We start from the raw sequence: 24,356 nt of genomic DNA, 5'->3' as shown, positions 1-24,356 counted from the left end.
GATGATCTTGGGGAACATGATCCTCCAGCGAGAACTCGTAGAAAAGTGCTGCCTGCGCTTCCTGTCTCGGTCCCAACATTGCTCAATTCTCCCGCTGGTCAGAAGAATTGAATCAGCAACTTACGCTTCGATCAAGCACGAGTTTTTCAACAAAATATTCCCCTTCGTTAACTTGTCTGTCTGGCTTGGCAGAGGATAAGCGCCTGTTTATGCATTCATGGGCAATGGCTCATCACCCAACGGATTGACGAAAAGTGCAGCGACAGATCTCAAGCAATGACGCCACGGCTCGCCGAAGGCGCCGCCGAAAAGGCAGCTTCACGCCCTCCCCCCAACCACCTGATAAACTTAATAAAGGAGCATTCTCCGAAGCGTAGACACGCGAAAAACTATGCGCTTCCCTACAAAACCTCAGAAATCAAGGTTCTCGACGCTCAGTGCGTTCTGCTGGATGAACTCTCGGCGCGGTTCCACCACATCGCCCATCAGCTTGGTGAAGAGATCATCGGCCTCGGCGATATCGTCGACCTTGACCTGCAGCAGCGTGCGGGCGTCCGGGTCCAGAGTGGTTTCCCAAAGCTGGTCCGGGTTCATTTCGCCCAGGCCCTTGTAGCGTTGCAGGGTCAGACCCTTCTCACCTTCCTCGAGAATTGCATCAAGCAGGTCGAGGGGGCCATAGATGAACTGACGACGGTCCTTGCGGATCAGGGTGGCCGGCTGATCGTAGACCGCTTGCAGGCTTTGCGTGAAGCTGCCGGTCTTGCGGGCCTCGCCGGACCGCAGCATCGGGCCATCCAGCGTGCGCACCTCTTCGACGCCGCGCAGGATACGGGCGAGGCGGACACCGCGGTCCTGCGTGATGCGGCCTTGCCAACCCCGTTCGTATTCGAGCGCGATCAGGTCGAGCCGTTCTGCCACCTTGTCGGCCACGCCTTGCAGATCCGCATCCACGGCACCCTGCACGAAAGCACCGGCGATCGCGGCCTGTTCGAGGATATGGCGCGGGTAATGTGTCGGGAAGGCTTCAAGCACGCGCTTCAACTGACGCGCCTCGTCGACGACGCGTGTCAGGTCCTGCCCGATGATCACTTCGCCGTTCCCCTGCAAGAGCTCGGCACCATCGACGCCCTGCTGGATCAGGTAGTCATCCAGTGCTGCCTGATGCTTGAGATAGACCTCGGATTTGCCGCGCGCGACCTTGTAGAGCGGCGGTTGCGCGATATAGAGATATCCGCCTTCGATCAGTTCCGGCATCTGGCGATAGAAGAAAGTCAGCAGCAATGTCCGGATATGCGCGCCGTCGACGTCGGCGTCGGTCATCAGGATGATCTTGTGATACCGCAGCTTGGCGATGTTGAATTCGTCCCGGCCGATCCCGGTGCCAAGGGCCATCACGAGATTGCCGATCTCCTGGCTGCCCAGCATCCGGTCAAAGCGCGCGCGCTCGACGTTCAGGATCTTGCCCTTGAGGGGCAGGATCGCCTGTGTGCCCCGGTCGCGCCCGGTCTGGGCCGAGCCACCGGCGCTGTCGCCCTCGACGATGAACAATTCGGTCTTGGAAGGGTCTTTCTCGGAGCAGTCCTTCAGCTTGCCGGCAAGGAAGTTCACATCCATGGCTGTCTTGCGGCGGGTCAACTCGCGCGCCTTTCGCGCCGCCTCGCGAGCCAGGGCCGCTTCCACGATCTTGCCGACGATGATCTTGGCTTCGTTCGGGTTTTCCTCGAACCATTCCGACAGCTTCTCGCTCACGAGGCTTTCGACGGCGGGACGCACCTCGGAGGATACCAGCTTGTCTTTCGTCTGGCTGGAGAACTTCGGGTCCGGCACCTTGACCGACAGAACGCAGGTCAGGCCTTCGCGGGCATCGTCGCCGGTGAAATTGACCTTTTCCTTCTTCGCGATGCCCGAGGACTGCGCGTAATTGTTGATGGTCCGGGTCAGCGCGCCGCGGAAGCCGGCCATGTGCGTGCCGCCATCGCGCTGCGGAATGTTGTTGGTGAAGGGCAGGACGGTCTCATGGTAGCTATCGTTCCACCACATCGCCACTTCGACACCGATCCCGTCCCGTTCGCCAACCATGAACACGGGCTCCGGCATCACCGGCGATTTGGAGCGGTCGAGGTATTTCACGAATTCGCGGACGCCACCTTCGTAGAACAGCTCGGATTTGACCGGTTCTGCGGGGCGTTCATCTTCGAGGATGATGCGAACACCCGAGTTCAGGAACGCCAGTTCGCGCAGACGCTTTTCCAGCGTGTGGAAATCGTATTCAAGATTCGAAAAAGTGGTGGTGGAGGCCAGGAAACGGACCTCCGTGCCCTTGTTGCCATCCGCATCGCCCACGACCTCGAGGTGCTTGACGGTGTCGCCCCGTTCGAACCGCGCAATGTGTTCCTTGCCGTTGCGCCAGACGCGCAATTCGAGCCAGTCGGAAAGCGCGTTGACGACCGATACGCCCACCCCGTGCAGACCGCCGGACACCTTGTAGGAATTCTGGTCGAACTTGCCGCCCGCATGAAGCTGGGTCATGATGACTTCGGCTGCCGAAACGCCCTCTTCCTCGTGAATATCGACGGGAATGCCGCGGCCGTTGTCGCGCACCGACACGCTGTTGTCGGCATGGATTTTCACCTTCACGAAGTCGGCATGACCGGCCAGGGCCTCGTCAATCCCGTTATCCACGACTTCATACACCATGTGGTGCAGGCCCGACCCGTCGTCGGTGTCGCCGATATACATGCCCGGACGTTTGCGGACAGCCTCCAAGCCCTTGAGAACCTTGATGGAATCCGCGCCGTATTCTTCGCGGGCCTGTGCGGGGTCTGCCATGGATATACCCTTTGATTTTCTGCCGGATTTATACGCGAAAGCCGCAGGGATGTCACGCGACTGACACAAGATTTAGCGGTCAAACGATTTGCCCGCCGCATGTTTTGTCAGACGCTGTCGCGCGAGGTGACGACCGTTCCGGTCTCCGTCTCCGTGACTTCGAAATACTGGGCGCGTGTGCCGAGTTCGGTGAACAGTTCCGCGCCTGTTCCGGTCATCCAGGCCTGCGCCCCGAGCGCGCAGATCTCGTCGTAAAGGGCAGCGCGGCGGCTTGCATCCAGATGGGCCGCGACCTCGTCCAGCAGGACGATCGGAGGCGCGCCGAAATCCTCGACCAAGGCGCGCGCATTGGACAGGACCAGCGAGATCAGAAGCGCCTTCTGCTCGCCGGTCGAACTGTCGGCTGCGGGCACACCCTTGGCAGCGAAGACGCCATGAAGGTCCGCTCGGTGCGGCCCGACAAGCGTGCGACCGGCGGCAAGGTCGCGAAACCGGCTTTCCTCGAACGCGCTGCGCAGGTCGGCTTCGGTGTCGGGCATGTCGCCTTCGGTCTGGATCAGGTCCAGTTGCGCGGTCGGAAATTGCGTGCTGGCCTGATCCTGCGCCTCTGCGATGCGTTTCAATGCCCGTTGTCGGTTTGCGTGTATATGCGCCCCCGACTGCGCCATCCGGGCTTCCAGCGCCTTGTACCACATCGGATCGCGCACCTGATCCTTGAGCAGGCGATTGCGCTCCCGCATCGCCTTTTCATAGATCAGCGATGCGTCGCCATGATCGGGGAAGAAACTCAGGGTCATCCGGTCCAGAAACCGTCGTCTGCCTTCGGCACCTTCGATCCAGAGCCGGTCCATCGATGGCAGCAGCCACAGCAGCCGCACCAGTTCGCCAAGACGCGTCTGGGGTGCCGGTTTATCGTTGATCCGCACCTGACGCGGGCTGCCCTGTTCGGACTGAAACGCGATCTCCTGTACGCCCTCCGGAGTTTCGACAAGCCCGCTGACCTTCCATCCCAGTCCTTCGGGACGCCGGGTCATGTCCTGTGCGGACGCGCGCCGCATGCCCCGGCCCGGTGAGAACAGAGAGACGGCTTCGATCAGATTGGTCTTGCCCGCGCCGTTCGGACCGTAAAGCACGACGGGCCGCGCATCTGGCGCAAGCGAGACGCTCAGATGAGATCGGAAATGCGATAGCGTGAGGCGGTTGAGATGAAGTGGCAACAGCGCCCCCGTTCAAAGGCGCTGAGGCGTCAAACGCGCATCGGCATGACGACATAGACAGCGCTGGTGTCGTTGCCCTCGCGCATGAGGGTCGGATCGCCTGCCGAATTGAACATGAAGACGGCGTTTTCCCGATCCACCTGGCTGGCGATCTCCAGCAGGTATTTCGCGTTGAACCCGATCTCGAGTCGATCGTCACCATAGGCCACGGCAAGCTCTTCTTCCGCCGCACCGCTGTCGGGGGCGTTGACGGACAGGATAAGCCTGTCCTCGTCAAGCGACAGCTTCACCGCACGGGAGCGTTCCGAGGAGACGGTCGCGACACGGTCCACCGCCTTGGCGAATTCGGCGGCGTCGACTTCAAGCCGACGTGTATTCCCTTGCGGGATCACGCGTGTGTAGTCCGGGAACGTACCGTCGATGACCTTGGAGGTCAGGGTGATGTCGGGTGTTGCAAAGCGAACCTTGGTTTCCGAAACCGAAACAGCGATCTGCATGTCGTCATCTTCGAGCAACTTGCGCATTTCGCCGACGGTCTTGCGCGGGACGATCACGCCCGGCATGTCCGCGGCCCCTTCCGGGAGCGGAGCATCGATGCGCGCAAGCCGGTGACCGTCGGTGGCGACACAGCGCAGCGCCTTTCCGTCCTCGTTATCCGCGACGTGCATGTAGACCCCGTTGAGATAATAGCGGGTTTCCTCGGTCGAGATCGCGAATTTCGATTTGTCGAAGAGCCGACGCAGCACCGGGGCCGGTGCCGAGAAGTTGGCGCTGTATTCGGACGAGGCCATGACCGGGAAATCTTCCTTCGGCAGGGTCGCCAGCGAAAAGTTCGAGCGACCCGCCTCGACGGTCAGACGACCGGAGGTGCCATCTTCCGAAACCGACACCAGCGCGCCGTCCGGGAGTTTCCGAACGATCTCGTGCAGGGTGACCGCGGATACCGTCGTCGCTCCGGCGCGCTCGACCTGGGCCACGGCGCGGTCAACAACTTCGATATCGAGATCGGTTGCCCGGAACTGGACAGTGTCGCCCTCGGCTTCGATCAGGACATTGGCCAGGATTGGAATTGTGTTGCGCCGCTCGACAACGGACTGCGCCTGGGACACTGCCTTGAGCAGTGTGCCGCGTTCCATGCTGAATTTCATGCGTTCATCCCCCGACTGACCGGACGTCGACAGTAACCCGCATCAGGGTTGCTCTCCAAGTCCTTGTTTTGCAATTTCTTGGCTGGATTGAGCGCAGGGTCAAGGGCAGGCGTGCAGCAAGACACGCAACTGCCTCATTTGTTGTCCCAGAGACTCAGGCTTCGAGGGAGCGGCGCAGCAGTTCCACGTCTTCGGCAATCTGTGCGTCCTGTTTTCTGAGCTCTTCGATGCGGCGCACACCGTGCATGACCGTGGTGTGGTCGCGCCCGCCGAAATGGCGGCCAATTTCCGGAAGCGACCGTGTCGTCAATTGCTTGCACAGATACATCGCGATCTGGCGCGGACGGGCAAAGGTGCGCACACGCTTGGGCCCGACAAGATCGGAGTGGCGGATCAGGTAGTGGTCCGCGACCTTTCGCTGAATCTCTTCGATCGAGACCTTGCGTTCCGACACGCGCAGGATGTCGGTCAGGCATTCCTGCGTGAGGTCCATCGAGATCGGTTTGCCGACAAGCGAGGCGAAGGCAAACAGGCGGGTCAGCGCGCCCTCCAGGATACGGACATTGCTGACGATCCGCGCGGCAAGGAATTCGAGAATCCCGCGCTCTACCTCGAGACCGGGATACATCCGCGCATACATTTCGGATTTCGCTTGCAGGATGCCAAGACGCAGTTCGTAATCCGTCGGGTGCAGATCGACGACCAGCCCGCTTTGCAGGCGCGACCGAATGCGGTTTTCAAGATCCTTGATCTCGTCCGGGGCGCGATCGGCCGAAATGATGATCTGCTTGTGCTGATCCACCAGTGCATTGAACGTGTGAAAGAACTCTTCCTGCGTGCTGTCCTTGCCAGCGATAAACTGCACATCATCCACCATCAGCACGTCGACCGAGCGGAACAATTCCTTGAAATCCATCATCTTGCGGTCACGCAGCGCCTGAACGAAGCGGTACATGAACTGTTCGGCCGACAAGTTCAGGACATTGAGATGCGGCTGATGCGTGCGCAGTTCCCAGGCGATGGCGTGCATCAGGTGGGTCTTGCCCAGGCCAACACCGCCGTAAAGAAACAACGGATTGAAGGTGACCGGACCGCCTTCGGCCACGCGGCGTGCTGCGGCATGGGCGAGTTCGTTGGGTTTGCCCACGACAAACGTGTCGAAGGTGAACCGCTTGTCGAGAGGAGAGCCCGGAAGGCTGTCGGACAAGGACGCCGGTTTCACGGCGACCGCCGGCGCGGCGATCTCGGAAATTTCGGCTTGGGGGGCTTTGGAGACCGGTGTGGCAGCTGCCGACTGACTGGTCGTGTCGGCGTCAAAGGTGACCCTTCTGATACTTGGGTTGAACCGCGTGATCTTGGCGAGGATCATGTCGCCATAAGTTTGCGAGACGTAGTTTCCGAAGAAATTGGTCGGGACCCGGAAGCGGGCGATCCCCGCTTCCGCGTCGACGAATTTCAGGGGTTCTATCCAGCTCTGGAAGCTGTTGGCTCCCATGGTTTGATGCAGTTCATCCCGAATCGTGCCCCACTGATCTTGCGTCATCTGTCCCTGTTCCACTGTCGGCACGTGTCGCCACATGCGTTTCCCCAACTCGGGTGACACGTTCATGTCCCCATGCGGTACATCCGGGAATAGACGATTCATGGACAGCCCGGACGATACCAGCTGACCCAAAAACCGAGATGCGGAACGCCTGGCAAAGGGTGTTCACAGCAGCTCTTACATCAATACGGACAAGGCGGTTGATCTTCTATCAATTATGTCGGCCGGCCAAAATCGAAGGCAGATTTTTGTTTCGATTTTGAACTGCCGAGGCCTGTCCCCCCAGCGATGTGACTCGCAGCTTTGATTTATAAGGGTGGTCGGCATGCCATCAACTGATCTTCGTTGTTGACTCAGGCAATGGTCGAAAAGAATCTCGGAGCGGTGCACGGCTGCGCAGGAGCCAATAAAAAACGCCGCTCCGGATGAAGCGGCGTCTTGATTTTTGGAAGCGATCGGGACAGCCGACGATTCTCAGCCAAGCGCTTTGACGCGGGACGACAAGCGGGACACCTTGCGCGATGCGGTATTCTTGTGGAACACGCCTTTGGTCACGCCGCGCATGATTTCAGGCTGGGCTGCGCGCAGAGCGGCAGTCGCGGCTTCCTTGTCGCCGGAAGCGATGGCTTCTTCGACCTTGCGGAGGAATGTACGGATGCGCGAGCGACGCGCCTTGTTGATCGCGAAGCGCTTTTCGTTATGTTTTGCGCGCTTCTTGGCCTGGGGCGAATTTGCCATGAGTTCTATCCTGGTTCGTTTGGTTCAAATTGGGTTGCATATGTCAGCACGCCCGGAACCATCGACCGGATCGAATCTTGCCAGAGCGGGCATCACACGCATGTATCGGGGCGTATAGCCCCTGATCCACGTCGTGAAAAGGCCTGTTTTTCGCGATTATCTGTCGCGGAACTGGGGTGTGCGTTTTTCGAGGAAGGCGGCCATGCCCTCTTGCTGATCTTCCGTGGCAAAAAGCGCGTGGAACAGCCGCCGTTCGGCCAGCAGTCCTTCGCTCAGCGTCGTCTCGTAGGCACGGTTCACGGCTTCCTTGACCGCGAAAGTCGCCAGCATCGATTTCTCGCCGATCTTTGCCGCAGCGGACTGGGCTTCTTCCATCAGCGATTTCGAGGGAACGACCCGGCTGACAAGCCCGGCGCGTTCGGCCTCTTCGGCATCCATGAAGCGGCCTGTCAGGTGCATGTCCATGGATTTGGACTTGCCGACAAAGCGGGTCAGGCGCTGGGTTCCGCCGATGCCCGCCACAACGCCCAGATTGATCTCGGGCTGGCCGAACTTGGCCGTGTCGGCCGCGATGATGAAATCGCACATCATGGCCAGTTCGCACCCGCCGCCCAGCGCATAACCCGCCACGGCAGCGATCACCGGCTTGCGCGTCTTGCAGACGGCCAGTGATTCCGCGCCGAAGAAGTCGGACATGAACATCTCGACGAAGCTCTTTTCGGACATTTCCTTGATATCTGCGCCGGCTGCAAAAGCCTTGGGCGACCCGGTCAGGACGATGCAGCGCACCTTCTCGTTGGCATCGGCCTCTTTCAGCGCGGTAGCCAATTCCGACAGCAACTGGCTATTGAGCGCATTCAGGGCGTCGGGCCGATTGAGTTTGATGGTGGCAACATGATCTTCGATTTCGACGATGATCGTCTCATAAGCCATGAGTCAGGGCTCCGTTCGGTGATCTCAGAGGTGCAGCCTTACGCATGTGTCTGGCACCGTTCAAGCTATCTTTGGCAGGTCGGACAGTAGAAAGTCGAGCGTCCCGATTGTACGATGCGGCGGATTGTCGAGTTGCATCCGGGGGTGCGGCAGGGCGCGCCTTCGCGCCCGTAGACGTCAAAGCTGTGCTGAAAATATCCAAGTTCGCCATCGGCTTGCCGGAAATCGCGCAGCGAGGAACCGCCCGCTTCGATGGCATCTCTCAGCACTTCGCGGATCACCGGAACGAGCCGCGAAAGACGGTCTTTCGACACCTTGCGCGCTGGACGTGTGGGGTGAATTTTTGAACGAAACAAAGCTTCGCACACATAGATGTTGCCCAGGCCCGCAACTGTCTTCTGATCCAGAAGCGCCGCTTTCATCGGCGTGTTGCGGTGCGCCAGTGCCGCCACGAGGTAGGGCTCGTCAAAGCTGTTGCCCAAAGGCTCCGGCCCGATCGAGGCCAGAAGCGGATGCGTATCGGCCCCGTCGGTGGCAAACAGATCCATCGCGCCGAACCTGCGCGGATCGTTGAAGGTGATGCGCGCGCCGTTATCCATGTCGAGCACCACATGGTCGTGTTTCTCGGTTGCCGGATGATCGTGGACGAACTGCCCCAGGGGGTCGCCGGACACCAGCATGCGGCCTGACATGCCAAGATGGATCAGGGCCGTTTCGCCGCTGTCCAGATCCGCCAGGATGTATTTTGATCGGCGCCGCAGTCGCAGAACCCGCTTCCCGGTCAGCCGTTCCGCCATGTTTTCCGGGAACGGCCATCGAAGGTCCGGGCGGTTGACCTGCGCGCGGGCAATGATCTGATCCTCCATCGCAGGGATCAGCCCGCGTCGTACCGTCTCAACCTCGGGCAATTCGGGCATTCGGGGTGTCCTGTCTCGTGTCGTCGCATTGTAACGCCGTCTGGGCGCTCTATAAGAAAGTCTGGCACGGGAAACGACAAGGCTTATGGCAGACGAAAATCAATCCACCACGCATTTCGGCTTTCAGGACGTTCCTGAAAACGAAAAGGCGGGTCGCGTTCAGGGCGTGTTCAGTTCGGTCGCGTCAAAATACGATGTCATGAATGACGCGATGTCATTCGGAATCCACCGTGTCTGGAAAGACGCGATGATGGATTGGCTCGCGCCACGACCGGGGCAGAAGCTCCTGGATGTAGCAGGCGGCACCGGGGACATTTCCTTCCGGTTTCTCAAGCGCGCCGGGTCCGGGACTGCGACCGTTCTCGACCTGACCGAACCGATGCTGATCGAAGGCCGCAAGCGCGCCGAGGCCAACGCCATGAGCGACAGCCTTGACTGGGTCGTTGGCGATGCGATGCATCTGCCCTTCGAGGACAACACCTTCGACGTCTACACGATTTCCTTTGGTATCCGGAACGTGACGCGCCCGCAGGAAGCCCTGAACGAGGCATTCCGCGTGCTGCGCCCCGGCGGGCGGCTCATGGTGCTGGAATTCAGCCAGATCCCGAACGAATTGATGCAAAAGGTTTATGATCTCTATTCCTTCAACATCATCCCCCGCCTCGGTCAGGCGATCGCGAATGACCGGGACAGCTATCAATACCTGGTGGAATCGATCCGCAAGTTCCCCGATCAGGACACGTTCCTGGGCATGGTGCGGCAAGCCGGGTTCGAGAACGCCAAGTACCGCAATCTGAGCATGGGCATCGCCTGCCTGCATTCGGGATGGAAGATCTGACGTGAGAGGCCCGCACAATATCTTGCGCCTGATCCGTACGGGTGCGACGCTCGAACGTACGGGTGCGATGGGTGTCGTACTGGACGCGTTCGATGCGCCAAAGCCATTGCGGGTCGCGGCGCGGCTTCTGGGATGGCCGTTCAAATGGCTCGGATATTACGGCGATCCCAAAGTGCCCGCAGCGCCGCGCGCCCTGACGGCGCTGGGCCCGGCCTATATCAAGTTCGGCCAGGTTCTGAGCACGCGCCCCGATGTCGTCGGCGACACGATGGCGCGGGAGCTCCGGGTCCTTCAGGACAAGCTGCCGCCCTTCTCGGTCGCCGAGGCCAAGGCGATGGTCGAGTCGGAACTGGGCGTGCCGGTGGATCAGGTGTTCTCGGAATTCAGCGAACCCGTCGCTGCCGCGTCGATCGCGCAGGTGCACAAGGCCAAACTGGTTCAGACCGGCGAGACGGTTGCCGTCAAGGTGCTGCGTCCGAATATCGAAAAGGACTTCCGCAAGGATATCGACGCATTCTACTTCGCCGCCGGAATGGTCGAGGTGCTGTCGCCATCGTCGCGCCGGCTGCGGCCGAAAGACGTGATTGCCCATTTCGAAGGCGTGGTCATGGGCGAACTGGATCTGCGGCTGGAATCCGCGGCGGCGTCCGAATTTGCCGCCAACACCGCGCAGGATGACGGGTTTCAGTTGCCCGAGATCAAGTGGGACATGTCCAGCCGACGGGTCATGACCATGGCCTGGGCCGAGGGTGTGCCGCTTGGGGACAATGACGCGCTGGACGCGGCAGGCCATGACCGCGTTGAACTGAGCGAACGTGTCCTGCAGCTCTTTCTCCAGCATGCGCTGCGCGACGGTTTTTTTCACGCCGACATGCACCAGGGCAATCTCAAGGTCGCGCCGAACGGCGATATCATCGCGCTCGATTTTGGCATCATGGGCCATATCGACGAATACACCCGCCGGGTCTATGCAGAGATCCTCTACGGCTTTATCCGTCGCGATTACAAACGCGTGGCCGAGGTGCATTTCGAAGCGGGCTATGTCCCCAATGACCGCGATGTCGATGAATTCGCACGAGCCCTGCGTGCCGTCGGAGAGCCGATTTTCGGGATGGATGCCACGCGCATTTCGATGGGCCGCTTGCTCAGTTACCTGTTCGAAGTGACCGAACGCTTCGGGATGGAAACCCGGACCGAACTGATCCTGCTGCAACGGACCATGGTTGTCGTCGAAGGCGTGGCACGGTCCCTTGATCCCAAGATGAACATCTGGGACGTCGCGAAACCGATTGTCGAGGATTACATCAAGACAAGCATCGGACCACGGGCGTTTGCCAAGGATCTTGGAAAGACCGCCCTCGTTCTCGCGCGGTTCGGCCCCCGTTTGCCGGGATTGATGGAACAGGTTCTGATTTCGCAGGCGCAAGGCACGCCCGAGCCGAAGCCCAACACCGTCAGGACCGCCGTGATCTGGGCGGCTATCGGTGCGGTACTTGGGGGGGCCGTCGTGGCGCTTGTCGAGATGCTTGTCTGAAACGGCCATCACAAGTAACCGAATCCTAACGCTCTGACCTTTACGTTCAGCGAAACCGCAGAATGCGAGGGACGCGTGACGTTCAGGATCTGGAAGAAGTCCGTGATGTGGGGCATGGCTCTGGTGTGCGCTTGGGCCACCGTGTCGGCGGCCAATATTTGCGACGCTGCCGCCCAACGCGCCGCGGCCGAAACCGATGTCCCGCTGGATGTGCTGCTTGCGATCACACGGCTTGAGACAGGTCGCGGCAAGGACAACGCGCCGTGGCCCTGGGCCGTGAACCACGCCGGCGACGGATCATGGTTTCAGTCCGAGGACGAGGCGCGATCCTACGTTTTTTCAAAGGTGAAACGCGGGGTGTCCAATATCGACATCGGGTGTTTCCAGATCAACTACCGATGGCACGCAGACGGGTTCCGTTCCCTCGATGACATGTTCGATCCCGATCTGAACGCGCTCTACGCAGCCGAATTCCTGTCGCAACTCCATGTCGAATTCGGAAACTGGACGGATGCGGCCGGAGCGTATCACAGCAGAACGCCAGAGTTTGCCAACCGGTACATTTCCAGGTTTCGCGGTTTGCGGGATCGTGTGGCGGCGGCTGACATCCGTGCCGAAGGCCCGGTCAAACCGCAGCCGCTTTTCCGAACCGGCGGCAGGGCGCGTCCCGGATCGGTCTTCCTGACAGAGGCGACGGAAACCACCCCGTTCATCGACTTCAGCAGGACCAACTGATGAGCGAAACGGCACGCCAGATTTTTGCGAAGCCGACGGTCATTCTTGCCGTCGCTTTGATGGCGGTCATCGTCATGATGATCCTCCCGGTTCCGGCCTTCATTCTGGATATCGGGCTTGCCACGTCCTTTGCCCTGGCAATCCTGATCTTCACCGTCACGCTGTTTGTCGAACGCCCGCTGGACTTCTCGGCCTTCCCGACGATCCTTCTGGCGTCTCTCATGCTGCGATTGTCGCTGAACATCAGTTCGACCAAGCTCATCATCGGAGAGGGCCACACCGGAACCGACGCGGCCGGGAACGTGATTCAGGGCTTTGCCGATTTTGTCATGGGCGGAAGTGTCTTTCTGGGGCTTGTCGTGTTCTGCGTTCTGCTGATCGTCAATTTCATGGTGATCACCAAGGGCGCGGCCCGCATGGCAGAGGTCGGCGCACGCTTTGCGCTTGACGGGATGCCGGGCAAGCAGCTGGCCATCGACAGCGATATGGCTGCGGGTGCGATCACCCACGCCGATGCGCGGGAGCGCCGTGAACGGGAACTCCAGGAAACCACCTTTTTCGGATCGCTCGATGGCGCGTCGAAATTCGTGAAGGGAGACGCCGTGGCCGGACTCCTGATCACGCTACTCAACCTTGTTGTCGGCCTGATCATGGGCACGGTCGTGCATGGCATGCCTCTTGGCGCGGCCTTCGAGACCTATGCGATTCTCACTGTCGGGGATGGCCTGGTTACACAGATTCCCGCCGTGATCATCTCCATCGCCGCGGCTCTTCTTCTGGCCCGTGGCGGCGCGACAGGCGCAACCGATCTTGCGATCACCTCTCAACTTGGCCGCCATCCAGCCGCCCTGGCGACCGTTGCGGTCCTGATGGTCATGTTCGCGCTGGTTCCGGGATTGCCATTCGTCCCGTTTCTGACGGGCGGAGTGATCCTTGGTGGGCTTGCCTACTGGGTCAACCGGCATGCAAAGCGCGTCGAGGATGACGCGGAAACGGAAAAAGCGCCATTGCCCGCGAAACAGCGGCCGATCGGCGATGTGCTTGACCTTGACGATATCCACGTCGAATTCGCGCCCGACCTGGTGGACATGGTCCTCGATCCCGCCAGCGGGCTGGATTCGCGCATTCTCAACATGCGCACCCATATCGCCAAAAGCTTTGGTGCGATCATGCCCGAGGTCCGCCTGACCGACGATGCGACCCTGCGGGATGGAACCTATGTTGTCCGTGTTCATGGCGTGGAGACCGCACGGGGCGTGCTTCACCCGGATCTCATGCTGGCTCTGATCCCCGAAGGTGCCAGCGCCTTGCCAAGCGGGCGGGACGTCGAAGAGCCGGTTTACGGCGCGCCTGCAAGATGGATACAGGAAAGCGAACGCGAAGACGCACAAATGAGCGGTCTCACCGTCGTGTCTCCGAGCGAGGTGCTTGCGACGCATCTGCTCGAGGTGATCAAGCGCAACCTGGGGCGGCTGCTGACGATGAAGTCGCTCAAGCGTCTGCTTGACGAATTGGGCGCGTTGTCCGATCCGGCTCGGGCCGAAGCCAACAGGGCCCTTATCGAACAAACCGTGCCGGACAAGGTGCCACTCGAGACCCTGCTTCAGGTCCTGAAACTCCTGCTGAACGAACAGGTATCGATCCGCAATTTCCAACTGATCCTTGAAGCCATTGCGGAAACCCGAGGGCAGGGACACTCGGCCGAGGCGATTTGCGAACATGTTCGGCAAAGACTGGGGTTTCAGCTTGTGGCGGCCATGCGCCGAGAAGACGGCACAATCCCGTTGGTCCATCTTGCGTCCGGCTGGGAAAAACGGTTCGAGGAATGCGAGGTCTCGTCCGACCGTGGCACGCCCGACATCGCGCTGCCACCAAAGGACTTTGAAACCCTGTCGAAACGCATCGCGGAAGAACTGGCGCGGGTCGGTCAGAAAGGAATCTTTCCGGCACTCATCACGTCGGGTCGTCGACGCCGTTTCCTGCACAGCCTGCTTACGGCCAAAGGCATATCCAATCCCGTCATGGCCTTCGAGGAAATCGGCCTTGATGCCAAGCCGGCGCTTGTCGGCACCATCATGGCCGAGCCGTGATCGAGGGGTTTCTGGACGAAATTCTTGGTCAATTGTGGCTCGTCGCCGCCGTTTTTCTGAGGATTGGCCCCGCCTTCTCGCTCGCGCCCGGATACGGCGAATCCTTTGTTTCGGCACGGGTCAAATTGATCATAGCCCTGTTCTATTCCATCGCCGCGGCCCCGGTCTTGCAGCCCTACATTCCTGCCGAGCGACCGGTCGGAAGCGAACTCGTCTGGTTCGCTCTGTTTGAGGTGACCATCGGTTACCTGATCGGAGTGATCTCTCGCGGAGTCATTTTTCTGATCGAAAAGGCTGGTGCGGTGATCAGCCAATCGGTGTCACTCGCCCAGATGCTGGGAAACGCCACGGCGCCGATGCCGGTGATCAGTCACATCCTGACAACCGCAGCCCTTGCGATCATCTTTTCCACAACGCTTGCGAACCAGATTCTATATGCGTTCATGGCAAGTTACCTTGTCGATATACCGTCGCTTGAAAATGCCACGGGCTATTTTGCCGGCAAGATGACCGAGCTGATGAATTTTATTTTCAACCACGGAGTCGTGCTTGCGTCTGGCGTGGTGAGCCTGATGTTCGTCTACTATCTGACCATCGGTTTCATCAACAAGGCCATGCCGCAATTCATGGTTTCCTTCATCGGCATTCCGTTTGTCGCTCTGTTCTCGATGTATTTCCTGTACCAGCACTCCGAACTGCTTCTGACCGTCTGGCAAGAGAAAGCCCTGATTATCCTGATGATGCCCTTCGAGGCAGCGAAATGAGCGACGCCGGCGAAGACCAGGATGACAAGCCGTATGAGGCGTCGCGGCGAAAGCTTGAAGAGGCGCGCAAGAAGGGTGAAATCGTCCGATCCCAAGACGTCATCAACCTCGCGGTTCTGGCTTTGCTGTTGGTCGGCATCTACGTCGTTTTCGGCGGAATCGCCACGGCACTCACCCTGGATATCGCCCAGTTTCTTTCTGACGGGGTCTCCCGGAACCGCGCGCTCGACGGCAGCCGCATCCTCGGGGTCGTGGCCGGGTGGGTTCTGCCGCTCCTCGGCGTCCTCTTCATCGCGCCGTTTGCCCTCGTCGCCGCGGGGCTTGTCGGAACCAGGCAGATGCTGTTCACGCCCGACAAGTTGAAGCTCAAGCTGAACCGGATTTCGCTGATTTCCAATGCGAAGAAGAAATACGGCTGGTCCGGTTTGTTCGAGTTCGCGAAGAACGCCGGTAAATTCGTGGTGTTCGCCGGTGTCCTCGCGATGCTCTTGTCCGACAACTATCGCTTGTTCCAGACGGCCATTCTGCGTGGAGAGCATATGGCGCTGGCGAAGATCTACGAGGGCGCGCTGAAATTCTTGTGGATTGCGCTGGTGGTCTATGTCGTGTTCGCCGCGCTTGACACGATCTGGCAGATCAAGGAGCACGCAAAAAAGAACCGCATGTCACATCATGAGTTGAAGGAAGAGCACAAGAACGAAGAGGGCGACGAAAACATCCGGCAACAGCGCCGCGCCAAGGCGGAAGAGATCGCGACAAACCGGATGCTCCTCGATGTGCCCAAGGCAACAGTCGTGATCACGAATCCGACGCATTACGCCGTCGCGCTGCAATGGTCCGGTGGTCAGGACGCCGTTCCCAAATGCGTTGCCCGGGGCACGGATGAAACGGCCCGCAAAATTCGCGAGATTGCGATTCAGTCGGGCGTTCCGCTATACCGCGATCCGCCGACGGCGCGCGAACTATACGCTACGGTCAAGACCGGCATGACAATCGATCGGGATCACTACAAGGCCGTGGCAATTGCAATCGGTTATGCGCGGCGCATTCAGGGGCTGCAAAAATGAACAACAGGACCGGGTTCGACAGAGTTCTGGAGGTTCTGGACGCGCGGGCCCGGATGCTTGAGATGATGCTGTCGAATGAGCAACAGCAAAAAGAGCATCTGAGATCACGTCAACTCGAGATCACGCGGCAGGAGCAAGACCTCGCAACATCATTGCAGGAGGTGGCAGCCGCGGACCCGACATCATTCAGGTTTCGCGAACTGAGGCTGCGCAAGCTGATCGACGATCAGCGGCGGTTGCAGCCGACCTTGGCAAAGGCGGCGATCCAGCGCGAAGCCACAAAGGACGCCCTGAAAACCGTGCTGCAACAGCGGATGGGTGTCGCTTTGCTGGCCGAAAAACAGGCCGTCCAGCAGCCTGTCTTTCAGTCCGAAGAAGAGCAGGCGCAGGTATTGTTCGAGATGTCGAAGCGTCTCTAGAGCGCATCCTGTCGTGTCATGTCGGTGATCAGGATGGTCACCTGATCAAGTCCCAGTACAGCCTTTGATCGTTCCGTCAAGGCAGCTTTGACAAGCTCGAGCGTGCTTCGTGTAATCAGTTCGTCCTTGAACCCATCAAGTGCGGCAAGGCCGAACAACTCGGACAGGAAGGTATCGCGCAGCTTGGGTTCCAGGGTTCGGACGCGGTCGGCCATGCCGGATTCGACCTCGAGCGCAACGCTCAGGATGACCATTGCGCGCACCCGGTTGTGGACGATGACGGGCACGATGAACTGATTTGGCAGCTTTACGATTTCGGTGTTTGTCGCTGCCGTGTCTTCTGTATCGACCTGCGCCGCAATTTCAGCGGCCTCGACACTCACGGTTTCCGTTGGATCTTTTTCGGGTGGTGGCGCGAGAACGAGAGCCGCGCCGCCGCCGGCCGCAAGGCCAAGAACGAGTCCGAACAACGGCAAGAGTTTCTTGATCATGAGGCATCCTGAGACAGGTTAGAACGGAAGGACGGCATCAAGCACTTGCTGGCCGATGCGGGGCTGTTGAACATCACTGATCTGGCCGCGCCCGCCATAGGAGATCCGGGCCGATGCCATCTTGTCGTAGGTGATTTCGTTCTGGCGCGTGATGTCGGCGCGCCGGACGAAACCGGAGACGAATAATTCACGCAGCTCGAAATTGACCCGAACCTCCTGGGTGCCTTCTATGCCCAGCACACCATTCGGCAGGACATTGACCACCGTCGCGGCTATGCGCAGGGTCAGCTTTTCATTGCGGCGCACCGAACCGTTGCCTTCGCTCTGGCTGGTCGAATCGACCTCGACCGCGTTGTCCAGGGTGGCGCCTTCCGGCAATTCCCGGTTCCGGCGTTGTGGGAACCCGAGCAATTGAGGGATGGCCAGGCTTTCCTGAGATGAGCGGCCTCGCGAGGTCGCGTTCGAGATTTCGGCCTGGTCGTCGATTTCAACGAGGACCGTCAGAATGTCACCTGTCGTGAAGGCCCGCCGGTCTCCGAAGAGCGAGGACTGATCGCCGCTCCAAAGCGAGGCCTGCCTATAGGCCGAGGTATCGGGTGTCGTGACCGGCAGTCCCGAATAGATCATGGCCTGACGCTCGACGCTTTTGTCCTGAGAAGACAGTGTGGGCGGTTGACCGATGTGATCGAGACGCCCGCAGTTCACCAGCAAGAGCGGGATCGAAAAGAGCAAGAGAGCCGTTTTCATGTCAGGGAAGTACCTTCAATCGTCCGTCTTCGAGCACTTCCGCCCGGATCGTGGTGCGCGAGGTCAGATTCATCGCGCGGATGATGTCCCCGGCCGACCCGCGTTCGAGCACGCGCGCCTCGGTGCCGATTGTCAGACCCCTGAGTGTGAAGGTCGCGGCCACGACCTGATTGCGTTCGACCAGGGCGGCTTCGGTGATGTTGGACGCCAGAACCGGCTGGCCAGCGTAAACGGCGCGCTTCACCTCTTTTCCGATCACGTCCTCAAGCGCGGTTGCAGCACCCGGCACCATTGTGCCGTCAAGGATCACGGCCTCGGCACGGACGACCTCCTTGGGCCGGAGTGTCATGAGCGCCAGAACCGCGTCTGCCGAGGCAGGCGGGGCAAATGTGCAAAGGCAGAAGATCATCGCGGTACGCATCACCGCACCTGCGTCGTCGCGCCAAGCATCTGATCGACAGCAGAGATGACCTTGGCGTTGAGCTCGTATCCGCGCTGGGCTTCGATCAATTCGGTGAGTTCGCGCACCGGATCGACTGAGCTGTCCTCGAGATATCCCTGTCGCAACGTTCCGAGCCCATCCTCGCCCGGAGTTGCCACAAGAGGGCCACCCGAGGCTTCGGTTTCGCTGAACAGGTTCCCGCCCAACGCCTCGAGTCCCTTGGCATTGGCGAAACCGACAAGGTTCATCTGGCCCAGCAATTGCGGTTCCGCAGCGTCGGCGAAATAGGCGTAAATCTCGCCCTCGGGATTGATCGAAATGCTGCGGGCGTCTTGGGGAATGACGATTTCCGGAGCGACCGGAAAGCCTTCTGACGTGACGATCAGACCTTCGGCGTTTCGCTTCAGGGACCCGTCGCGGGTATAGGCCGTCTGGCCCGAAGGCATTGCCACTTCGAGATAACCGTTGCCGTCGATGGCCACGTCCAGATCGGAATTCGTCTGGCTGAGTGAACCCTGCGCCATGTGAACGGACACTGCAGCGGGGCGGACACCAAGCCCCACCTGAACACCCGTCGGCAGAACAGTTCCGTCCGCCGCGTTGACCGTACCGGCGCGCGCGATCTGCTGGTAATGCAGGTCCGAGAATTCCGCACGTCGCGCATTGTAGCCTGTCGTGTTCATATTCGACAGGTTGTTCGAGATGATCTCGACCCGCATCTGCTGGGCCGACATTCCGGTTGCCGCAATCTTGAGAGCGCGCATCTGTTTTCCTTTACTTGATCAATGTTTGAAGAGCGGACTTGGAGCGTTCATGGTCCATATCGAGCAGCTTCTGACCCAGCTCGTAGGCGCGCTGGACTTCGATCATGCGCGTCAGCTGGGAGATTGCATCGACATTCGAACCCTCCAGGTGGCCCTGCAGGACCAGACCGTCTTCGGAGGGAGCCAACGCCGCATCCGTCTGGAACAGCACACCGGATTCGCGTTTGAGGTCCGCCCCGGGTTCGGGCACCATCACGCCAATCTGGCCGAGAAGTCTGTCACCGAGGCTGACCGTGCCATCGGCGGCCACTTTGACGTCCGCTTCGCCTTGGGGGACGTTGATGGGCGCACCGCCGAGGTCGAGAACGCGGTGCCCATCCGACGAGACGACGTCGCCGACGGAATTCACATTGAACGCCCCGGCACGAGTCAGGCGGATGCCGTTCGGTGTCTCGAGCTGAAAATAGCCGCGACCTTCGATTGCAAGATCAAGCGCATTACCGGTCTGGGTCAGAATACCCTGAGCCACCGAGGTTTTTTTCACCCGCGCCGCGGCCATCGACAGGCTGTCTCCGCCTTCAATCCCTTGGACGAATTCCGAGAAGACCAACCCTTGTTGTCGAAACCCCGACGTTGCCGCATTGGCGATATTGTGTGCGATGATCTCCATCTCGCGCATCAACCCGGACTGACGGGTAAGCGTGACGTATCCGGCGTTTTCCATGTCAGCCTCCTGAGATGGACGGAATGATTACCGTCTGAAAAAAATCGATCAGGCTTTGGGTCATGAAGTTCATCGAGGCCCAGAACACCCCAAGCATCGCCACCAGCTTGGGCACGAAAGTCAGGGTCATTTCCTGGATCGAGGTCAGCGCTTGGAAGAGACCGATTGAAACCCCGGTCACCAGCGCGGCCACCAGGACCGGCGCCGATATCAAGACAGCTATCCGCAGCGCCTCGCGCAGAACATCATAGACATAGCCTTCGGTCAGCATGGGATCAGACCGGCATGCGCAGGATTTCCTGATATGCCTCGACGACGCGATTTCTGACCGTCACCGCCGTTTCGACGGCAAGTTGAGACTGGGACAATGCTTCGACCAGGGCGTGGGGATCGGCATCGCCGTACATGGCGCTCATGGCCGTGGTCTCGGCAGTGTTGAGCGTCTGAGCAAAATCCTCGGTGATCTTTGCAAAACTTTGCGCAATCGCGTCTCTTGAGTCAGGCTCGGTGGCCGGTTTCAAAGCTGCGTATCGTTGCGAGGCAAAAAGGGATTTGACGTCCATGTGGGTTCTCCATTCTGGAAAGGTTTATTTGCGTAGCAGGTCCATCAAGCCTGACGACATTTGCCGGGCCTGATCGAACATCTTGAGGTTGGCTTCGTAGCTGCGTTGCGCTTCGCGTGCGTCTGCGATTTCCACGATCAGATCGACATTCGATCCAACATAATGGCCGCCGGCATCGGCCAAGGGGTGCCCTGGATCGTAAATCTGCTCTCCCGGATTCCTGTCGAGTGAGATTTCATTCAAGGCAACCTTCGCGACACCCGATCTTTCGACTTCGGACGCGAAGGAAATGGTCTTGCGGCGGTAGCCCGGTGTATCGGTATTGGCCACGTTTTCGGCAACGATGCGAAGACGCTGCGCCTGCGCCTTGAGGCCGCTGGCCGATACACCGAGCGCGTTTGAAAATGCTGACATCCTGTCTCTCCTATTGCTTGCTCAATGCGCCGCGCAGCATGCCCAGGGAGGCACGATAGACGGCCAGGGCACGGTCATGCTGCCGCTTTGCATCAACCGAGTTGAGGATTTCTGTTTCCAGAACAACGCTGTTGCCGTTTGGCTCACTGTTTGGAGGCGACTCGATGAAACTGTTGACCCGGGCGGTCGAAATCGGAATGTGTTGGGGTCGGGTGGCGCGCAATGCAAATGCATCCGCGCCCGAGGGGACGAGATCCGCAAACGGCCTGACCGTTTTGGCCCGATAACCCGGCGTATCGGCATTCGCGACATTTTGCGATGTCAGTGCTTGCTTCACGCCCGCATGTGTCGCCATCGACATTGCGGTTTTGAACAGATCCAGTTTCTGGAACATGGCGGGGCTTCTCCCTCGTGTGGTTCAACGAAGGCTTAACCCTGATTCCTTTAGAAAGGGTTTGCAGAACCTGAAAGGAGCGCGCGATGCAGAACGCACCGCTGATCGACCTGACAAGCAAACTCGCCGATATCGCACAGACGCGTCCTTTTGGCCGCGTCGTTTTTGCGGATGGCCATATCCTCCGGATTGCAGGGCTCGAGGACGAGGTGCAACTTGGTGATCGTCTTCGCCTGATCCGCCGCGATGGCTCAACGCTTTCGGGCGATGTGCTGTGCCTGGGACAGGAGGGTGTCACGATGCTGCCCGATGAACCCCCGTTGCGGGTGGCCTTGGCGGATCGCGTCCTGTCGTCCGGACCGGTGCGAATTGCGCCCGACAACGGGTGGATCGGGCGCGTCGTCGACCCATATGGCGCCGCGCTTGATGGCAAGCCCTTGCGGCAGGGGACCGCGCGTTTCGACATTCGCGCCGACCCCCCTGCTGCGATCAGCCGAAAGCAGCTCGGGTCACGTCTGAAGACGGGATTTCATCTCCTCAACACGATGCTCCCCGTCGCGAGGGGGCAGAGAATTGGCATATTTGCGGGATCGGGCGTCGGTAAGTCCCGCCTGCTTGCAGACCTCGTTCAGGCCATGGATGCGGATGTCGTTGTCATTGCGCTGGTCGGGGAACGGAGTCGGGAAATAAACAATTTTACGCAGAATGTTCTGGGCGAAACCGGGATGACACGAAGCGTTGTCGTGGCGGCCAGCGCCGAGGCGGGACCTAATGCGCGATATCGCTGTCCTTTGACAGCGATGCGAGTTGCCGAATTCTTTCGGGATCAGGGACGACAGGTCTTGTTGTTCGTGGACTCAATCACGCGCTTTGCGGAAGCCCACCGAGAGATTGCGGTTTCGGCCGGGGAATTTCCCAGCCTGAGAGGGTTTCCGCCGTCGACACCGCCCGAAATCACGAAGATCGCGGAACGGGCAGGCCCCGGCCCGGATGGTTGCGGTGATATCACCGCCATCTTTAGTGTCCTTGTCGCAGCCTCGGACATGAATGAGCCCGTCGCCGATATGCTGAGGGGCGTCCTGGACGGCCATATCGTATTGGAGCGCAAGCTGGCCGACCGAGGACAGTTCCCGGCCATTGACGTCCTGAGATCGGTCTCAAGGTGTCTTCCGTCTGCAGCCAGCCCAGCTGAAAACGGTGTGATCAGCAAGGCACGGCGGCTTGTCGCGACATATGAAGACGCAGCGGCCCTGGTTCAGTCGGGGCTTTATTCCGCAGGAGCGGATGCAGAGCTTGATCACGCCATCGCCTTCCGCAAGAGCTTTGAAGATTTTGCCACAGGCCGAACAGTTGACGATATCGGAGCAAGTTTCGAACGCCTGCAATTATGTCTCCGTCGGTGCGGTGCGTCCAATGAGTGATGCACCGTCGTATCAGCGCGGGTTGCGGGAGGGGATCGCGCTGAGCAGCAGCAACGCGGTCTGCATCGAACTGTACTGGACCGTCGATGCCGCCTGCTGGGTCACGAGAAACCGCCGTATGATATCGTCAGAGCGATCCTCGTCTGCCAGATCAGACACCAGGTCTGTGCCGAAGACCCGTTTGGCTTTGTCCATGATCCGGTCATGTTGCGCGTCGATGTCAAGCTTTGCGAAGGCCGATGGAAGACCCAATGCAGTCTGGATGACTTCGCGCAAAGGCGGCGTCGCCAGAACCTGAAACCATGCCGTGCTGTTCGATCCTGCGGTTTGCGCGACATTCGAAAGGGCGCGTTTGAAACCAAGCGCGAGGCGCATATCGCTGCTGGTTTCGCCGATTGCCGTTTCGAAGGATTGTGCAAGGAAAGCCGTGATGGTCTTGTCCAGAAGGCCTGCAGAAGATTTGTGCGGAGGAGGGAAGATCGAAAAGTCGAAATCGCGCGCCAAGGATCGATAGCGTCTATCCGAAAGCTTGTTCGCCAAGGCGGATCGGTCGGTCACGCCTTCGGTCAAAACGGTCTTGATAAAGTGCCGATTGTCGATGTCTTCGGACAAGCCATAAGCCCCAAGGACCACCCGCAGTATTCGCCGGTCGGAAACGATGTCTTCCGGTGTGTCGAGGCGGGGATACGTATTCCTGAAATACTGCGTGTCGGATTGTGTTTGATAATTCGCGCCGAATGCCGCTTTCTGCGTGGCCAAGGTTGTTTTCAAGAGGGACCAAGCTGCCAACCCGGTCCCGACAATGATCGGTTGAAACGTCATTGGTGCCGAACCGCGAGAAGACGCGCCTCCAGAGGCAACAATTGCCGCAAGAGCTTCAGGCAGCAATAGGCGTTGCACTCGGCCAATGCGCTTAACGCGTTTTCAAGGAGCCCCGAACTCGTTTCGTCTTTCAGAATTTCGGCCAGCGACCTGATTTGTCCTTCGAGACGCACCTGAATCGTGGCTGCGTCGACCTCACCGCTCAACAGAAGCTGGGCGAGATAGCAGGCCCGTCGGACTGGCGTGTTCGCCTCATCGGGATGGATCGCGTCCTTCAGACGAAGGATGTTGGCGCGCCCGGACAAAACGGTGATGCGTGACCGGCGTTCGCCATTTTCTATGACGGCACCGTTGATCAGGACTCGCTCCTTCGGCCCCAGTTTGAGAACAAGACCGCTCATGGGGCACTCGGTCTGGTGCCAAGGCCCCTGAGTATGGCGAGGTTTACATCCAGCAGCGGGCCAACAGATGCGTCGTCCGTGAGAACAGTTCGTGAATATTGCTGAACGAACTCGCCAAGATAGAAGATCCGGGCCCTAAGATCGGCAGGCAAGGCGTTCTCGGAATGGGCGACATCCGTTGACAGGATTGTCCAGAGTTTGCGATTGAACCGAACCGCTTCGGCGAATGTGGCGTAATCCGAACCGCGGCTTTGGTGCGCCGACTTCAGTCTTCGCGTGGCTTCGAGAATGATTTCGATTTCGGTATCCTTGGCCGATTTGATCGACGACGGAGATGCATAGCTCTGGTGGGCGTGAATATGGGCGTTCAAGATCATGACCTCTGCTTGATCGGTAAAGGA

At 59.5% G+C, this 24,356-nt stretch carries 27 protein-coding genes; 8 read left to right on the top strand and 19 right to left on the bottom strand.

Going from position 1 to position 24,356, the window contains the following annotated elements:
• Positions 1-411 precede the first annotated feature (411 nt).
• The 7 genes from gyrB to mutM all read right to left on the bottom strand — a co-directional run bounded on the left by gyrB (position 412) and on the right by mutM (position 9,325).
• Positions 412-2,829 carry a DNA topoisomerase (ATP-hydrolyzing) subunit B gene (gene gyrB / locus LCF60_RS03085; protein WP_292289558.1) on the bottom strand — a complete coding sequence of 806 codons (2,418 nt, stop codon included), beginning with the start codon at positions 2,827-2,829 and terminating at the stop codon, positions 412-414.
• Between the two features lie 107 nt (positions 2,830-2,936).
• A complete protein-coding gene (gene recF, locus LCF60_RS03080; protein ID WP_292289557.1) occupies positions 2,937-4,046 on the bottom strand; it encodes a DNA replication/repair protein RecF in 1,110 nt (369 codons plus the stop codon).
• A 29-nt stretch (positions 4,047-4,075) separates the two neighbouring features.
• Positions 4,076-5,194, bottom strand: a complete 1,119-nt coding sequence (dnaN, locus tag LCF60_RS03075) for a DNA polymerase III subunit beta (protein WP_292289556.1) — start codon at positions 5,192-5,194, stop codon at positions 4,076-4,078.
• Positions 5,195-5,348: 154 nt separating this feature from the next.
• Positions 5,349-6,737, bottom strand: coding sequence for a chromosomal replication initiator protein DnaA (dnaA, locus tag LCF60_RS03070; protein WP_292289555.1), 1,389 nt, complete (start codon positions 6,735-6,737; stop codon positions 5,349-5,351).
• A 474-nt stretch (positions 6,738-7,211) separates the two neighbouring features.
• Positions 7,212-7,475 carry a 30S ribosomal protein S20 gene (rpsT, locus tag LCF60_RS03065; RefSeq protein ID WP_292289554.1) on the bottom strand — a complete coding sequence of 88 codons (264 nt, stop codon included), beginning with the start codon at positions 7,473-7,475 and terminating at the stop codon, positions 7,212-7,214.
• A 156-nt stretch (positions 7,476-7,631) separates the two neighbouring features.
• On the bottom strand, positions 7,632-8,408 hold the full coding sequence (locus LCF60_RS03060; protein WP_292289552.1) for an enoyl-CoA hydratase: 777 nt from the start codon (positions 8,406-8,408) through the stop codon (positions 7,632-7,634).
• A gap of 65 nt (positions 8,409-8,473) precedes the next feature.
• Positions 8,474-9,325, bottom strand: a complete 852-nt coding sequence (gene mutM / locus LCF60_RS03055) for a bifunctional DNA-formamidopyrimidine glycosylase/DNA-(apurinic or apyrimidinic site) lyase (protein WP_292289551.1) — start codon at positions 9,323-9,325, stop codon at positions 8,474-8,476.
• A gap of 85 nt (positions 9,326-9,410) precedes the next feature.
• Here mutM and ubiE point away from each other — a divergent pair, with 85 nt between their 5' ends.
• From ubiE to LCF60_RS03020, 7 genes are all read left to right on the top strand, one after another.
• Positions 9,411-10,163, top strand: coding sequence for a bifunctional demethylmenaquinone methyltransferase/2-methoxy-6-polyprenyl-1,4-benzoquinol methylase UbiE (gene ubiE / locus LCF60_RS03050; RefSeq protein WP_292289550.1), 753 nt, complete (start codon positions 9,411-9,413; stop codon positions 10,161-10,163).
• 1 nt (position 10,164) lies between these two features.
• On the top strand, positions 10,165-11,697 hold the full coding sequence (gene ubiB / locus LCF60_RS03045; RefSeq protein WP_292289549.1) for a 2-polyprenylphenol 6-hydroxylase: 1,533 nt from the start codon (positions 10,165-10,167) through the stop codon (positions 11,695-11,697).
• Positions 11,698-11,772: 75 nt separating this feature from the next.
• On the top strand, positions 11,773-12,432 hold the full coding sequence (locus LCF60_RS03040; RefSeq protein WP_292289548.1) for a lytic transglycosylase domain-containing protein: 660 nt from the start codon (positions 11,773-11,775) through the stop codon (positions 12,430-12,432).
• Positions 12,432-14,522, top strand: a complete 2,091-nt coding sequence (gene flhA, locus LCF60_RS03035; RefSeq protein WP_292289547.1) for a flagellar biosynthesis protein FlhA — start codon at positions 12,432-12,434, stop codon at positions 14,520-14,522. Before LCF60_RS03040 ends, flhA begins: the two co-directional genes overlap by 1 nt.
• The gene (locus LCF60_RS03030; protein WP_292289546.1) at positions 14,519-15,286 is read left to right on the top strand and encodes a flagellar biosynthetic protein FliR; all 768 of its coding nucleotides are present in this window, start codon (positions 14,519-14,521) and stop codon (positions 15,284-15,286) included. The genes flhA and LCF60_RS03030 overlap by 4 nt, the downstream gene beginning before the upstream one ends.
• The gene (locus LCF60_RS03025; RefSeq protein WP_292289545.1) at positions 15,283-16,353 is read left to right on the top strand and encodes a flagellar type III secretion system protein FlhB; all 1,071 of its coding nucleotides are present in this window, start codon (positions 15,283-15,285) and stop codon (positions 16,351-16,353) included. The genes LCF60_RS03030 and LCF60_RS03025 overlap by 4 nt, the downstream gene beginning before the upstream one ends.
• The gene (locus LCF60_RS03020) at positions 16,350-16,772 is read left to right on the top strand and encodes a hypothetical protein (RefSeq protein WP_292289544.1); all 423 of its coding nucleotides are present in this window, start codon (positions 16,350-16,352) and stop codon (positions 16,770-16,772) included. Before LCF60_RS03025 ends, LCF60_RS03020 begins: the two co-directional genes overlap by 4 nt.
• Here LCF60_RS03020 and LCF60_RS03015 read toward each other — a convergent pair.
• Genes LCF60_RS03015 through LCF60_RS02975 form a run of 9 tightly spaced genes read right to left on the bottom strand, consistent with a single transcriptional unit; the run spans position 16,769 to position 21,311 of the window.
• Complete coding sequence (locus LCF60_RS03015; RefSeq protein WP_292289543.1) at positions 16,769-17,263, bottom strand: flagellar basal body-associated FliL family protein; 495 nt, start codon at positions 17,261-17,263, stop codon at positions 16,769-16,771. The genes LCF60_RS03020 and LCF60_RS03015 overlap by 4 nt on opposite strands.
• Positions 17,264-17,281: 18 nt before the next feature.
• A complete protein-coding gene (flgH, locus tag LCF60_RS03010; protein ID WP_292289542.1) occupies positions 17,282-18,010 on the bottom strand; it encodes a flagellar basal body L-ring protein FlgH in 729 nt (242 codons plus the stop codon).
• 1 nt (position 18,011) lies between these two features.
• Complete coding sequence (gene flgA / locus LCF60_RS03005; RefSeq protein WP_292289541.1) at positions 18,012-18,431, bottom strand: flagellar basal body P-ring formation chaperone FlgA; 420 nt, start codon at positions 18,429-18,431, stop codon at positions 18,012-18,014.
• A complete protein-coding gene (gene flgG / locus LCF60_RS03000; protein WP_292289540.1) occupies positions 18,431-19,216 on the bottom strand; it encodes a flagellar basal-body rod protein FlgG in 786 nt (261 codons plus the stop codon). The genes flgA and flgG overlap by 1 nt, the downstream gene beginning before the upstream one ends.
• A gap of 10 nt (positions 19,217-19,226) precedes the next feature.
• A complete protein-coding gene (locus LCF60_RS02995) occupies positions 19,227-19,940 on the bottom strand; it encodes a flagellar hook-basal body complex protein (protein ID WP_292289539.1) in 714 nt (237 codons plus the stop codon).
• A 1-nt stretch (position 19,941) separates the two neighbouring features.
• Complete coding sequence (locus tag LCF60_RS02990) at positions 19,942-20,211, bottom strand: flagellar biosynthetic protein FliQ (protein ID WP_292289538.1); 270 nt, start codon at positions 20,209-20,211, stop codon at positions 19,942-19,944.
• Positions 20,212-20,215: 4 nt separating this feature from the next.
• Positions 20,216-20,503 (bottom strand): flagellar hook-basal body complex protein FliE, encoded by a 288-nt coding sequence (fliE, locus tag LCF60_RS02985; RefSeq protein WP_292289537.1) that lies wholly within the window; start codon positions 20,501-20,503, stop codon positions 20,216-20,218.
• A gap of 24 nt (positions 20,504-20,527) precedes the next feature.
• Positions 20,528-20,917 carry a flagellar basal body rod protein FlgC gene (gene flgC, locus LCF60_RS02980; RefSeq protein WP_292289536.1) on the bottom strand — a complete coding sequence of 130 codons (390 nt, stop codon included), beginning with the start codon at positions 20,915-20,917 and terminating at the stop codon, positions 20,528-20,530.
• Between the two features lie 10 nt (positions 20,918-20,927).
• Positions 20,928-21,311 (bottom strand): FlgB family protein, encoded by a 384-nt coding sequence (locus tag LCF60_RS02975; RefSeq protein WP_292289534.1) that lies wholly within the window; start codon positions 21,309-21,311, stop codon positions 20,928-20,930.
• A gap of 86 nt (positions 21,312-21,397) precedes the next feature.
• Between LCF60_RS02975 and LCF60_RS02970 the strand changes: the two genes are divergently transcribed.
• The gene (locus LCF60_RS02970; RefSeq protein WP_292289532.1) at positions 21,398-22,732 is read left to right on the top strand and encodes a FliI/YscN family ATPase; all 1,335 of its coding nucleotides are present in this window, start codon (positions 21,398-21,400) and stop codon (positions 22,730-22,732) included.
• Between the two features lie 12 nt (positions 22,733-22,744).
• On the opposite strand, the gene LCF60_RS02965 is transcribed toward LCF60_RS02970, so the two are convergent.
• From LCF60_RS02965 to flaF, 3 genes are read right to left on the bottom strand one after another with little or no spacing between them, the layout of a single operon-like run.
• Entirely contained in the window at positions 22,745-23,491 is a 747-nt protein-coding gene (locus LCF60_RS02965) for a DUF1217 domain-containing protein (protein WP_292289531.1), read from the bottom strand.
• 59 nt (positions 23,492-23,550) lie between these two features.
• Complete coding sequence (locus LCF60_RS02960; protein ID WP_292289529.1) at positions 23,551-23,955, bottom strand: flagellar biosynthesis repressor FlbT; 405 nt, start codon at positions 23,953-23,955, stop codon at positions 23,551-23,553.
• The gene (flaF, locus tag LCF60_RS02955) at positions 23,952-24,332 is read right to left on the bottom strand and encodes a flagellar biosynthesis regulator FlaF (protein ID WP_292289528.1); all 381 of its coding nucleotides are present in this window, start codon (positions 24,330-24,332) and stop codon (positions 23,952-23,954) included. The genes LCF60_RS02960 and flaF overlap by 4 nt, the downstream gene beginning before the upstream one ends.
• Between the last annotated feature and the right edge of the window lie 24 nt (positions 24,333-24,356).

The organism is Marivita sp., from assembly GCF_020055635.1.
In the GTDB taxonomy this organism is placed as follows: Bacteria; Pseudomonadota; Alphaproteobacteria; order Rhodobacterales; family Rhodobacteraceae; genus Marivita.
This window is presented reverse-complemented; position numbering and strand designations above follow the sequence as displayed.